Raw genomic sequence first — 13907 nt, 5'->3', positions numbered from 1 at the left:
TTTTAATGACTGCTTAGCACTTTACTGTAACGTGTAACTTCACAAATCAGTTTAGCTAATAGGTATTAAAAAAAAGGTGGTGAAAACCTTTGGCATCCTTACGTGACATAAAAAACAGAATTAATTCAACCAAAAAGACGAGCCAAATTACCAAAGCGATGCAGATGGTATCAGCATCAAAGTTAAATCGTGCTGAAAACAATGCAAAAGCATTCGTTCCTTACATGGAAAAAATCCAAGAAGTAGTAGCGAATGTAGCTCTTGGTGCTTCGGGTGTTAGTCATCCAATGCTTGAATCTAGAACGGTTAAGAAAACTGCCTATATCGTAATAACATCTGATCGTGGGCTAGCAGGCGCTTATAATAGTAATATTATTCGTTCTGCGTATCAGGCAATGACTGAACGCCATAAAAGCAACGATGAGTTTGCTGTTATTGCAATAGGTAAGATGGGGTTAAACTTCTTCAAAAAACGTGGAGTACCTGTTATTTCAGAAATTACAGGACTCGGTGACCAACCTGCATTTGCGGACATTAAGGATATTGCAAGTAATGCAGTAAATATGTTTGCAGATGGAACGTTTGATGAACTTTACCTTTACTATAATCACTTTGTAAGTGCCATTGAACATCAAGTAACCGAGAAAAAACTACTTCCTTTAACGGATATTTCTACATCTACAAAAGTAACTTCGTATGAATTTGAACCTTCTCAAGAGGAAATTCTTGAAGTATTACTTCCACAGTATGCAGAAAGCTTAATCTACGGTGCTTTATTAGATGGTAAAGCAAGTGAGCATGCTGCACGTATGACTGCAATGAAGAGTGCGACTGATAATGCGAAAGAGCTTATTAGTAACCTTACTTTATCTTTCAACCGTGCACGTCAAGCTGCAATTACACAAGAAATTTCAGAGATTGTTGGTGGAGCAGCTGCTCAACAGCAATAGTTTCATAAATTAGTTTCAAGTTTGAGTTAGGAGGGAAAACGATGACAAAAGGACGCGTTACCCAAGTTATGGGTCCTGTTGTAGACGTACAGTTTGAATCTGGACATCTTCCTGAAATTTATAACGCCCTTACAATTAACCACCAAGCAACTGGTGAAAACGAAGTTAACATTAACTTAACACTTGAAGTTGCTCTTCACCTTGGTGATGACACGGTTCGTACAATTGCAATGGCTTCTACTGACGGAGTTGTTCGTGGATTAGAAGTAACTGATACTGGTGCACCAATTTCTGTACCAGTTGGTGATATCACTTTAGGTCGTGTATTTAACGTATTAGGTGAAAACATTGACCTTGACGAAGCACTTCCTGCTGATGCTCGTCGTGACGCAATTCACCGACAAGCACCAACTTTCGAAGAACTTTCTACTGAGGTAGAAATTCTTGAAACAGGTATTAAAGTAGTAGACTTACTTGCTCCTTACATTAAGGGTGGTAAGATCGGATTATTCGGTGGTGCCGGTGTAGGTAAAACGGTATTAATCCAGGAATTAATCAACAACATCGCTCAAGAGCACGGTGGTATCTCGGTATTCGCTGGTGTAGGTGAGCGTACTCGTGAAGGAAATGACCTTTACCACGAGATGAGTGATTCTGGAGTTATCAAGAAAACTGCCATGGTATTCGGACAAATGAACGAGCCACCTGGAGCACGTATGCGTGTTGCGTTAACAGGATTAACAATGGCTGAATTCTTCCGTGATGATCAAGGACAAGATGTTCTATTCTTCATCGATAACATCTTCCGTTTCACACAAGCAGGTTCTGAGGTTTCTGCCCTACTAGGACGTATGCCTTCTGCGGTAGGTTACCAACCAACACTTGCTACAGAAATGGGTCAATTACAAGAACGTATTACATCTACAAACAAAGGATCAATCACTTCTATCCAAGCGATTTATGTTCCTGCGGATGACTATACGGATCCAGCTCCTGCAACAACGTTTGCTCACTTAGATGCGACGACAAACCTTGAGCGTAAGCTTTCTGAGATGGGTATTTACCCTGCTGTTGATCCACTTGCTTCAACTTCACGTGCACTTTCTCCTGAAGTTGTTGGTGAAGAGCACTATACGGTTGCACGTCAAGTACAACAAACTCTGCAACGTTACAGAGAATTACAAGATATTATCGCGATCTTGGGTATGGATGAACTTAACGACGAAGATAAGTTAGTTGTTCACCGTGCTCGTCGTATTCAGTTCTACTTATCTCAAAACTTCCACGTTGCTGAGCAATTTACTGGTCAAAAGGGTTCTTATGTTCCAGTAAAAGAAACAGTAAAAGGATTTAAAGAGATTTTAGAAGGTAAATACGATCACTTACCTGAAGATGCTTTCCGTTTAGTGGGAAGAATCGAAGAGGTAGTAGAAAAAGCGAAATCAATGGGTGTAGAAGTATAATATAAGGGACTTAGGAGGTTTATGAAATGAAGACAATCAAAGTCAGTGTAGTGACTCCTGATGGCCCCGTTTATGAATCTGATGTAGAAATGGTTAGTACAAAAGCTAAAAGTGGTGAACTAGGTATCTTACCAGGCCATATTCCAATGGTAGCTCCACTTGCAATCGGAACTGTTCGTTTAAAGAAAGAAGGCAATACAGAACTAGTTGCTGTAACTGGCGGATTTTTAGAAGTTCGTCCTGATAAAGTAACAGTTCTTGCACAAGCTGCTGAGCTTGGTTCTGAAATCGATGTAACTCGTGCAGAAGAAGCAAAAAAGCGTGCAGAACAACGTCTTCAAACGAACGACTCGAGTACTGATTTGCGTCGCGCTGAACTAGCCCTACAACGCGCATTGAACCGCCTAAAAGTAACGGGACGAATTTAAGATTAAAATGCCTTAGGAGTTTGACTCCTAAGGCATTTTTTGTTCTATTTCAATTTTAAGTGGTTAGTTCTCATTACATTTCTATCATTTAACTTTATGAGTAAATTTTATTAGAGAAGTAGAGGGCACAATCTTCTAAATCTGTTCATGAATTAAGGTCATACATCCAAACCACTCTCATACATTAAAAATGGACAAAATTTCTAGGAAATCAGTTGAAACGTTTACCGATGCTCTGTCGACACAATTTTTTGTAAATGGTATAATGTTTACGGTTACAAGGAATTATTTTGAAAAATAATAAAATTTCTATGGCTAATAAGAAAGTATAAATCTTTCTTAATGCATAGGAAAAACTATTGCAATCGCTGTCGTCATAAGACTGGCGCTTGCTACGTTTTTCTAAAATGAATGTTTACCTAAGGAGGGGACCGGTGTGGAACTTCTAAATCTATACCAAAATAACTATTTGATTGTATTTATCTTTTTAACATTAGGAGTTATTTTGCCAGTTGTCGCACTAACGGCTGGTCGCATATTGCGTCCTCATAAGCCTACTGAAGCAAAACAAACAACCTATGAGAGTGGTATTGAACCCTTTCATAATGCGAGAGTCCAGTTTAATGTAAGGTATTATATTTTTGCCCTAATGTTTGTAATTTTTGATGTGGAAACAGTGTTCCTTTATCCATGGGCAGTAGCATATGACCAACTTGGATTGTTCGCTCTTATTGAAATGTTAATTTTCGTCGTTATGCTATTTATTGGTTTGATTTATGCTTGGAAGAAGAAGGTGCTGAAATGGATTTAAAACTTGAAAATATCACGCCAGAAGAAATGGAAGAATTACAACGTAACGTATTCCTTTCAACGCTTGAAGAACTTAAAGGATGGGCACGTAGTAACTCTTTATGGCCATTAACATTCGGGTTAGCTTGCTGTGCAATCGAGATGATGGGGGTTGGGTCTTCACACTATGACTTGGATCGTTTCGGATCATTCTTCCGTACATCACCTCGACAATCTGACGTTATGATTGTATCAGGTACGGTAACGAAGAAGATGGCACCTGTATTAAAGCGTTTATATGATCAAATGCCAGAGCCGAAATGGGTAATTGCAATGGGTTCTTGTGCAACTGCAGGCGGTCCATATGTGAAATCGTATGCAGTAGTTAAAGGGGTTGACCAAATTGTACCTGTTGATGTGTACATACCAGGCTGTCCTCCAAATCCAGCTGCACTTATATATGGAATAAATAAATTAAAAGAGAAGATTAGATATGAGGCGAAGACTGGGAAGCAGGTGACTAGTCGATGAGTGATGAAAAGAGCCTAGAACAGCAAAAGCGTGAAGCTGCCCAAAAGGCAAAGGAAGAAGCGTTAAAGAAATTAGCTGAAAGAAAAACTCAAGAAGCACAGAATGAAGCTGGTGAAATAACTGAAGTACCAGCCGAAAAAACAAAAGAAGAACTAAAGCGAGAAGCAGCAGAAAAAGCAAAAGCAGCAGCTCAAAGAAAGCTAGCTGAAAAAGCGGCAGAGGAAGCTGGTGAAACAGCAGAAACTGGGCCAGAAAAAACAAAAGAAGAGCTAAAGCGAGAAGCAGCAGAAAAAGCAAAAGCAGCAGCTCAAAGAAAGCTCGCGGAAAAGGCAGCCGGGGAAGCTGGTGAAACAGCAGAAACAGCGCCAGAAAAAACAAAAGAAGAGCTAAAGAAAGAAGCAGCAGAAAAAGCAAAGGCTGCTGCTCTTAAAAAGCTTGCTGAGAAAAAGGCACAAGAAGAAGGAACGACTGAAGACTCTTCTTCAGATGATGCAGATTTAGCAAAGCAAAAAGCAATTGCCGTTGCAAAAGCGAAAGCTGCAGCAGCTGCGAAGGCTAAGGCTGCAGCATTAGCAAAACAAAATGGTGATGCACCAAATGAAATGGATGATGAGGAAAAAGCGAAAGCGAAAGCCATCGCAGCCGCGAAGGCAAAAGCAGCTGCCGCAGCTAAAGCAAAGGCTGCAAGCAGTGGAGGCGCTTCATCTGATGAAGAAAAGGCAAAAGCCATTGCCGCTGCAAAGGCAAAGGCTGCTGCTGCGGCTGCTGCAAAAGCGAAAGCTGCAAACGGTGATGCCGCGCCTGCTGAGGAAGTGAGTCTTGCTCCGTCACCAAATCAACCATTTTTAGATAAGTATGTAAAGGTCATTCAAGAGCATCTTTCTGATGTTTTAGAAGAATCCTATATTAATCGTTTATCAAAAGATGTGCCGACTTTAGTCGTGAAAAGGGACATGTATTTAAAGGTTGCTGAATTCTTAAAGTATAATGAGCAGCTAGCGTTTGATTATTTATCCGAACTCCATGGTACAGACTTTGTGACACACATGGAAATCTACTTGCACTTATATTCATATAAAAATAAACAGTCAGTAGCAGTTAAAGTAAAAATTGACAGAGATGAGCCTGTTATTGATTCACTTGTTCCTTTATGGGAAGGATCAAACTGGCCAGAACGAGAAGCATACGATTTGCTAGGAATCAAGTTTACTAATCATCCAAACATGACTAGAATCATGCTTCCAGAAGACTGGGTAGGGCATCCGCTAAGAAAAGACTATGAACCGTACGATGTGGAGGTGTAGTCATTGATTCGCACAGAAGAAATGCTACTTAACGTAGGACCACAGCATCCAAGTACACACGGAGTTTTTCGTATTGTACTAAAGATTGATGGGGAAACCATTATCGAAGCTACACCTGTAATCGGTTATTTACACCGTGGAACAGAAAAGCTTGCTGAAGACCTGCAATATACACAAATTATTCCTTATACAGATAGAATGGATTATTTATCAGCCATGACGAACAACTATGTCATCTGTCATGCAGTTGAAACGATGATGGGTATCGAAGTTCCTGACCGTGCAGAATACCTTCGTGTATTAGCAATGGAATTAGGCCGTATTGCCAGTCACTTAGTTTGGTATGGTACATACTTACTTGATATCGGGGCAGTCAGCCCATTCCTATATGCGTTCAGAGAACGAGAAATGATTATTAACCTATTGAACGAACTTTCGGGTGCTCGTTTAACGTTCAACTACATGCGGGTTGGTGGAGTGAAATGGGATGCTCCAGAAGGATGGATTGAAAAGGTTGAAGAGTTTGTTCCTTATATGAGGAAGCAACTTGCAGGTTATCATGACCTAGTAACAGGAAATGAAATTTTCGTTTCCCGTGTGAAGGGTGTTGGAAAGTACTCGAAAGAAGAAGCAATTGCTTATTCTCTGAGTGGTGCCAACCTTCGAAGCACAGGTATAAAGTGGGATCTTCGAAAAGATGAGCCATATTCAATTTATGACCGCTTTGATTTTGACGTTCCTGTACGAGAAGAAGGCGATTGCTTAGCACGTTACTTCTGTCGTATGGAAGAAATTGAAGAATCTCTAAAGATTGTAGAGCAAGCAGTAGAACAATTCCCTAGTGAAGGCGAAATCATGGCAAAGGTGCCTAAGATTATTAAAGCCCCTAAAGGGGAAGCGTTTGTAAGAATTGAATCACCACGTGGGGAAATTGGTTGCTATATTGCAAGTGATGGAAAGAAAGAACCGTATCGCTTGAAGTTTAGACGTCCTTCTTTCTATAACCTTCAAATCTTGCCGAAGTTATTAGAAGGCGAAAATATGGCGAACTTAATTGCAATCCTAGGTGGAATTGATATTGTACTTGGGGAGGTAGATGGATAATGATTGAAGGATTATTACAATCTTCTCCAGGGTTAACAAACTTTTTAATCTTTTTTGGACTAGGAACAGCTTTTCTATTAGCTCTTCTTGGATTCGTAACATATGGAATTTTAGCAGAACGTAAAGTAATGGGTTTCATGCAAGGCCGTATTGGACCGAACCAAGTTGGAGGTAAATGGGGACTTTTACAAACTGTTGCTGACGTAGTAAAGCTTCTATTAAAAGAGGATACCATTCCGAAAGAAGCAGATCGTCCATTGTTTATACTAGCTCCTGTTATTGCCTTTGCACCTGCGTTTATGGTGCTTGCAACGATACCGTTTACAGATGCATTTCAATTTGCTGATATCGGTGTTGGTCTTCTTTATTATATTGCCGTTTCGGGTATTACAACGATCGGAATTGTAACGGGTGGTTGGGCTTCAAATAATAAATACGCTCTTATGGGTGGTATGCGTGCGGCTGCCCAAATGATTTCATATGAAATTCCACTTGTTATGTCAGTTATTGGGGTTATCTTGTTATCAGGAAGCCTCAACCTAAATGACATTGTTGCCGCACAGGGAGATACAATGTGGTTTATCCTTCTTCAACCGGTCGCATTTATTGTATTTTTCATCGCAGCAATTGCTGAGTTAAATCGTACACCGTTTGATTTACCAGAAGCTGAGTCAGAACTTGTTGCAGGATTCCATGTTGAATATTCAGGATTCCGCTGGGCATTCTTCATGCTTGCAGAGTATGTGTATCTTTTTGCAATGTCGGCATTAATTACGGTCATATTCCTTGGAGGCTGGCTACCACCGTTTGAATTTTTGTCATTCATTCCAGGTGCTGTATGGTTTTCTATTAAATTCATGGTCATCGTTTTCCTATTAATGTGGATTCGTTATACATTCCCACGTTTACGTGCCGATCAACTGATGGAATTCGGATGGAAAGTATTATTACCAATTGCACTAGTAAACATTTTCTTTGCAGCATTGATTAAAGAACTATTTTTCTAAGCGAAATGAGATAAACTTCTAAGCTAGAATACTAATACGAACGATTGTTATAGACGTTCAGATAAGGGGTGTGAATGCATGCTAGGATTAGCGAAAGGTTTGAAATATACCCTTCAAAACTTAACGAAAAAGAAAGTAACCTATGATTATCCAAACGAGCCACTTCCCTTACCAGATAGATTTAGAGGAATCCAAAAGTTCTATCCGGAAAAGTGTATTGTTTGTAATCAATGTGCCAACATTTGTCCGACGGATTGCATCCAGTTAACAGGGAAAAAGCATCCGGACCCAGCTAAGAAAGGGAAAATTATTGACACATATGATATTAACTTTGAAATTTGTATTTTATGTGACCTCTGTACAGAAGTTTGTCCGACAGAAGCGATTGTCATGACGAACAATTTTGAATTAGCAGAGTATAGCCGTGATTTCCTTTTCAAGAATCTAGAGTGGTTAGATGAAAACGATGAAAACGTACGAAAGGAGAATAAAGCATGAGTGGCGAATTCATAGCATTTTTACTATTAGCACTAGTAGCCATTGCAGGCGGCGTCCTCATGATTAATCTTACGAAAGTCGTACACATGGTTCTAGCTCTAGTATTTTCATTTATCAGTATCGCAGGGATTTACGTACTGCTTTCTGCTGAATTTGTAGCAGCAGTACAAATCTTAATCTACTCTGGTGCCATCACGATTATTATGCTATTTGGTATCATGTTGACTAGACATAATGATACGAGTGAACCAGTTTCAAGTATTGGAAAAAGAATTTTAGTCATCGGTGGGATTTCGGCTTTTGCCATTACGATGTATTTCGGAATTTATGATTTAGACTTGCAAAATCAAGCAAAGGACCTGCACATCGATAATACGAAACAAATTGGAATTGAGCTATACACAAAATATATTATTCCGTTTGAATTAACTTCTGTTGTCCTTTTAGTTGCATTAGTTGGTGCTGTTATTTTAGCGAAAAGAGACGAGAAAAAGGAGGCGAATGAGGAATGAGTTCAGTTCCATTATCAGCCTACCTTGTATTAGCATTAATTTTATTTTGTATCGGACTTTATGGTGCATTAACGAAACGAAATGCTGTGATTGTATTAATTTCCGTTGAATTGATGTTAAATGCAGCAAATATCAACCTGGTAGCGTTTAGTAAGTACGGAGTGAATCCGAGTATTACAGGACAAGTTTTTTCATTATTTTCTATCGCAATTGCAGCGGCTGAAGCGGCAGTTGGATTAGCTATTCTAATAGCTCTTTATCGTAATAGAGCTACTGTAAATGTAGATGAAATGAACATACTGAAAAAATAATAAAGAAGTTTAGAACTAGTGATTCGTCACTAGAATAAAGGGGATTGTGATAAACATGATGGGATTTGCATGGTTAATACCTCTTTTTCCACTAGTCTCTTTTCTACTTTTATTAGTAGTTGGGAAACGGTTAAAAGAAGGAAGCGCATATGTAGGCATCTTGTTCACGTTTCTCTCACTCGTTATTTCCATCTTAGTTCTGATTAATCGTCTTACAGAGTCGACTATAATATGGGATTTTACATGGTTAACAATTGGAGAGATGCGCTTAACAGCAGGCTTTGAAGTGAACCAGTTAAATGCGTTAATGCTTGTAATTGTTTCACTAGTAAGCTTTTTAGTACATATGTATTCAAAAGGTTATATGCATGACGATGAACGTTTTCATGTGTTTTATGCCTATTTAGGATTGTTTACTTTTGCAATGCTAGGGTTAGTTCTTTCACCGAATCTCCTGCAAACATATATTTTCTGGGAGCTTGTCGGGGTAGGATCGTTCCTATTAATTGGTTTCTACTTTTATAAGTCAGAGGCACGTGCGGCAGCGAAAAAAGCATTTATTATGACCCGTATTGGTGACGTTGGTTTACTGATCGGGATGATTTTATTATTCTGGCAGGTTGGCAGCTTTGAATATAGTGTGATTTTTGAAGCAGTTGAAGCTGGAGCGATTTCAGCGGGCATGTTAACGCTAATTGCCATTTTAATTTTCATTGGAGCGATGGGGAAATCAGGCCAGTTCCCTCTTCATACGTGGTTACCTGATGCGATGGAAGGTCCCACTCCAGTATCAGCTCTTATCCATGCTGCGACAATGGTAGCAGCGGGTGTATATTTAGTCGCTTCACTATTCCCTCTTTTTGCAGCAAGTGAAACAGCACTATATACAGTAGCAGTAATTGGGGCAGTGACGGCAATCTTCGCAGCTTCAATCGGTTTAGTTCAAACAGATATTAAGCGTGTACTTGCTTATTCAACAGTGAGTCAACTAGGATATATGATGTTAGCGCTTGGTTCTGCTGGTTATGTAGCGGGAGTATTCCATCTGATGACTCATGCATTCTTCAAAGCACTATTGTTCTTAGCGGCAGGTAGTGTCATTCATGCGGTGCATACGCAGAACATTGAAGAAATGGGTGGACTTTGGAAAAAGCTTCGTTACACGGCACCATTATTCTTAATCGGTACGTTAGCGATCAGTGGAGTTCCATTATTTTCAGGATTCTTCAGTAAAGATGAAATCTTAATTGCTGCATGGGCACATGGTAATTACGGCCTCTTTTGGTTAGCGGTAGTCGCTGCGTTCTTTACAGCATTTTATATGTTCAGACTTTTCTTCCTCGTGTTTACAGGTACACCTAGAGGAAATCAAAAACATGTACATGAATCTCCTGGTGTCATGGTATTCCCTATGGTTGTATTAGCAGTTCTTGCGGTTGTTGCAGGATATGTGAACACACCTTGGTTTGGAACATTTTTAGGAGATTGGTTAACGATGGATAATCATGCACTTGGTCATGGTCATATTGAAGGACCAGCTTGGATTATGATCGTTGCGACAGTTGTATCGCTTCTCGGTATTTTACTTGCGTATTTAATGTACAGTAAAAAATCAATCAAGCGTGACTGGTTGAGTAGCATTTCACCTACTGGATACGGAGTTTTATACAACAAGTATTTTGTAGACGAGTTTTACCAAATGACAGTTGTGTTCTTTACGAAAACATTTAGCTTATTCCTCAAATATATTGAAATCTTTATTATCGATGGCATTATTGCTGGGGTGAAAGGCATTGTAAATAGTTTAAGTAAAGTAGGAACAAAAGTGCAGAATGGTCAAGTTCAAACATACGGTGCTGTTGCATTTGTAGGTTTAGCGTTATTAATTCTCGTTTATACATTGACACTGAGGGGGCTTTAGGATGAATCAGTCAATTCTTTTATCACTCTTAATTTTCTCCCCAGTGTTAGGTATTTTACTGTTAGCATTCATACCGAAAGCACAGGAGAAAACCATTAAGCTAGTTGGGTTCTTAAGCACTCTTTTACCACTTGCAGTTTCGATGATTATATACATTCAGTATCTATTAGGGAAGAAGTTATCATCCTTTGCGGAAAGATATGAATGGATTCAAATTGGAAACTTTGAAGAGATAATAAGAGATCGAGTGTTTGCGATTGATTATGAGTTGGGTATTGATGGTTTCGCACTTGTACTACTTCTTTTAACAACCGTAATAGCAACATTAGCTTCTATTGCATCCATTCACATTAAGAAAGAATGGAAAGGGTATTTCATGCTTTTCCTCTTACTTGAATTGGGGATGCTTGGAGTATTTGCTGCACAGAACTTAATTTTATTCTTTATTTTCTTTGAATTAACGTTAATTCCAATGTTTTTCCTTATCGGAAAATGGGGTTACTTTGAACGTGAAAAGGCAGCATATAGCTACTTAATCTATAATGGTTTGGGTTCAGCTGTTTTATTAATCGTTATCATCGTTCTATTTGCTAGAACGGGTACAACAAATATTGCCTTGTTATCAGATTTTATTAGTGGGAATGTGCCACCTGAAAAAATCTTACTGCCAATTACACCTGAGATACGTTGGGGATTATTTATCGGTTTACTAGTTGCATTTGGGGTAAAGCTGCCAATCTTCCCATTACATAGCTGGATGTTAAAGGTGCACGTACAAGCACCACCATCCGTTGTTATGCTACACTCCGGGATTCTATTGAAAATTGGGGCATTTGGTTTAATCCGCTTTGGAGCAGGATTATTTCCCGAGGAATTTGTTAAAATCTCAGTTGTCCTTGCAGTGCTTGGTGTTATTAACTTATTGTATGGTGCATTTCTAGCATTTATCCAAGATGATTTTAAAATGGTGTTAGCCTACTCCAGTATTTCCCACATGGGAATCGTGTTAATTGGATTAGCTGCTTTAAATGAAGCGGGTATTCAAGGGGCTATCTTCCAGGTTGTGTCACACGGTCTGATTTCTGCACTACTTTTCTTCTTAGTAGGTGTGATGTATGAGCGTACAAACACAACGATTCTTGGAAACCTTGGTGGATTATCAAAAGTAATGCCGCTTACAGCAGGCTTCTTCTTAGCAGGAGCGATGGCTTCGTTAGGACTGCCTGGTATGTCAGGGTTTGTTAGTGAATTTATGGCATTCTTAGGTTTATTTAAGGAAATGCCAATTATCGCGGCAATTGGAACAATCGGAATTATTATGACAGCTGTCTATTTATTACGTGCGGTACTTTCCATGACATTTGGTCCGCTGAATGAAAAAATGACAGAAGTAACAGATATGAAAAAAGTGGAGTTAGTGCCGGTACTAGTGCTGGTTGGATTAATCGTTTTAATCGGTGTATACCCAGACGTACTGACTGGTCCGCTAAAATCGACTGTTGAAGCAATGATGTTAGGAATAGGGGGGTAAGAAGGATGGATTTAGAGACAATTTTAAGCTTTAATTGGGGAGCTATGGCACCAGAATTCATTATTCTTGGTGTAGCCACCCTTCTCTCCTTATTAGATCTTTTTGTAAAACAAAGTGTAGACCGAAAGCAATTTGCTTGGCTCGGTTTAGCGGGTATTATCGTTGCCCTTGGTTTTGTATTCATGCAATTAGATGATCCAGCTACGCAAATATTAGAAAATACGTATCGCTTAGATTCGTTTTCGAAAATATTTAAAATTGTATTATTAATTGGTGCAGGGTTTGTTATGTTACTCGCTGCAGGCTATGAGCCAAAAGAAAAGTTAGAGGATAAGGGTGAGTTTTACTACTTATTCTTAACTGCTCTACTTGGAGCTATGATGATGGCTTCAAGCGGAGACTTAGTTACATTATTTGTTGGGTTAGAGTTGTTATCACTATCTTCTTATATTCTTGCTGGATTAAGAAAGAAACACTTACCATCGAATGAAGCGGCAATGAAATATTTGATCAATGGTGGAATATCTACAGCGATTACACTATTTGGGATGAGTTATGTTTATGGATTGACAGGTTCAACAAACTTAATAGAAATTAGAACACAATTAGCTGGTTACATTTCACCAGACTTGCAATATTTAGTTGCAATTTCGTTCTTCATTCTTTTTGTTGGTCTTGCGTTTAAGATCGCATCTGCTCCATTTCATATGTGGGCTGCTGATGTGTACCAAGGCTCTCCAATGCCAGTTACTGCATTTTTAAGCGTAGTTTCTAAAACTGCTGGATTTGTGATTATCCTTCGTCTATTCTTAACGATTTTCTCACAAGCACCTGCAAATGGTGGAACGACAGGCTTATTAACTGCAATGCAAGATTATATTGCAATTATTGCAGCGGTGACAATGATCGTTGGGAACTTACTTGCATTACGTCAACGTAATGTAAAACGATTATTTGCTTACTCGAGTATCGCGCATGCTGGTTATGTATTAGTTGCCTTCATGGCACTGTCGCCATTTATGTTTGATGGTATTTGGTTCTACCTGCTAGCATACGTATTAATGAACTTAGGGGCATTTGCCGTGTTGCAAATCGTAGTGACGAAAACAGGAAAAGAAGACATTGCAGAATTTGCTGGGTTGTACCGTACTTCCCCATTTCTTGCAATCGCACTAGGAGTTTTTATCCTTTCATTAGCTGGTATTCCTGGAACAGCCGGGTTTATTGCGAAGTTAAACATTTTCCTAGGTACACTATTTATGGAACATTACGTATTAGCCGCAGTCATGATTACAGTTACGGTTATCTCGTATGTTTACTATTTTGGTTTGCTCACGCAGTTGTTTTTCCGACCTGCTGCTCACAAGGAAGGCTACAAGCTTCCGGTAAGCATTATCATCGTAATTGTTTTAGCTTTGGCTGGTACGATTGCTCTTGGAGTATTCCCTGACTTAGCTTTAAACTTATTTTATGACAATACTAACTTTGGATTTGATTTCTTACAATAAATTATGGAGGGGAGGCTCATAGTAGCCTCTTTTCCTTTTTAAAAGGTACT

14 protein-coding genes are annotated in these 13907 nt (G+C 39.2%); all 14 read left to right on the top strand.

Translation table 11 applies throughout. The features are described 5' to 3' along the window. Nucleotides 1-89 precede the first annotated feature (89 nt). The 14 genes from atpG (at nt 90) to nuoN (ending at nt 13857) form a co-directional block, all read left to right on the top strand. Complete coding sequence (gene atpG, locus JR050_RS03495; RefSeq protein WP_204202131.1) at nt 90-950, top strand: ATP synthase F1 subunit gamma; 861 nt, start codon at nt 90-92, stop codon at nt 948-950. 41 nt (nt 951-991) lie between these two features. Then, nucleotides 992-2413, top strand: coding sequence for a F0F1 ATP synthase subunit beta (gene atpD / locus JR050_RS03490; RefSeq protein WP_204202130.1), 1422 nt, complete (start codon nt 992-994; stop codon nt 2411-2413). Nucleotides 2414-2439: 26 nt separating this feature from the next. After that, nucleotides 2440-2841, top strand: a complete 402-nt coding sequence (locus JR050_RS03485; RefSeq protein WP_204202129.1) for a F0F1 ATP synthase subunit epsilon — start codon at nt 2440-2442, stop codon at nt 2839-2841. 436 nt (nt 2842-3277) lie between these two features. Continuing rightward, entirely contained in the window at nt 3278-3652 is a 375-nt protein-coding gene (locus tag JR050_RS03480) for an NADH-quinone oxidoreductase subunit A (RefSeq protein WP_204202128.1), read from the top strand. Then, entirely contained in the window at nt 3643-4161 is a 519-nt protein-coding gene (locus JR050_RS03475) for a NuoB/complex I 20 kDa subunit family protein (protein ID WP_204202127.1), read from the top strand. The genes JR050_RS03480 and JR050_RS03475 overlap by 10 nt, the downstream gene beginning before the upstream one ends. Continuing rightward, a complete protein-coding gene (locus JR050_RS03470) occupies nt 4158-5465 on the top strand; it encodes an NADH-quinone oxidoreductase subunit C (protein WP_204202126.1) in 1308 nt (435 codons plus the stop codon). The genes JR050_RS03475 and JR050_RS03470 overlap by 4 nt, the downstream gene beginning before the upstream one ends. A gap of 3 nt (nt 5466-5468) precedes the next feature. After that, on the top strand, nt 5469-6569 hold the full coding sequence (locus JR050_RS03465; RefSeq protein ID WP_204202125.1) for an NADH-quinone oxidoreductase subunit D: 1101 nt from the start codon (nt 5469-5471) through the stop codon (nt 6567-6569). Continuing rightward, entirely contained in the window at nt 6569-7576 is a 1008-nt protein-coding gene (nuoH, locus tag JR050_RS03460) for an NADH-quinone oxidoreductase subunit NuoH (RefSeq protein WP_204202124.1), read from the top strand. The genes JR050_RS03465 and nuoH overlap by 1 nt, the downstream gene beginning before the upstream one ends. A 78-nt stretch (nt 7577-7654) precedes the next feature. After that, nucleotides 7655-8074 carry an NADH-quinone oxidoreductase subunit NuoI gene (gene nuoI, locus JR050_RS03455; RefSeq protein ID WP_204202123.1) on the top strand — a complete coding sequence of 140 codons (420 nt, stop codon included), beginning with the start codon at nt 7655-7657 and terminating at the stop codon, nt 8072-8074. Next, on the top strand, nt 8071-8586 hold the full coding sequence (locus JR050_RS03450; protein WP_204202122.1) for an NADH-quinone oxidoreductase subunit J: 516 nt from the start codon (nt 8071-8073) through the stop codon (nt 8584-8586). The genes nuoI and JR050_RS03450 overlap by 4 nt, the downstream gene beginning before the upstream one ends. Continuing rightward, the gene (gene nuoK, locus JR050_RS03445; protein ID WP_204202121.1) at nt 8583-8897 is read left to right on the top strand and encodes an NADH-quinone oxidoreductase subunit NuoK; all 315 of its coding nucleotides are present in this window, start codon (nt 8583-8585) and stop codon (nt 8895-8897) included. Before JR050_RS03450 ends, nuoK begins: the two co-directional genes overlap by 4 nt. 55 nt (nt 8898-8952) lie before the next feature. Next, nucleotides 8953-10818: an NADH-quinone oxidoreductase subunit L gene (gene nuoL, locus JR050_RS03440; RefSeq protein WP_204202120.1), complete on the top strand. Its 1866-nt coding sequence runs from the start codon at nt 8953-8955 to the stop codon at nt 10816-10818. 1 nt (nt 10819) lies between these two features. Further along, on the top strand, nt 10820-12349 hold the full coding sequence (locus JR050_RS03435; RefSeq protein ID WP_204202119.1) for an NADH-quinone oxidoreductase subunit M: 1530 nt from the start codon (nt 10820-10822) through the stop codon (nt 12347-12349). Between the two features lie 5 nt (nt 12350-12354). Further along, nucleotides 12355-13857, top strand: coding sequence for an NADH-quinone oxidoreductase subunit NuoN (gene nuoN / locus JR050_RS03430; protein WP_204202118.1), 1503 nt, complete (start codon nt 12355-12357; stop codon nt 13855-13857). The last annotated feature ends 50 nt before the right edge of the window (nt 13858-13907 follow it).

Source organism: Bacillus suaedaesalsae, assembly GCF_016890225.1.
GTDB classification, from domain to species: Bacteria; Bacillota; Bacilli; order Bacillales; family SA4; genus Bacillus_BS; species Bacillus_BS suaedaesalsae.
The sequence above is the reverse complement of the archived record's forward strand: the minus strand, read 5'-3'. Positions and strand labels throughout refer to the sequence as shown.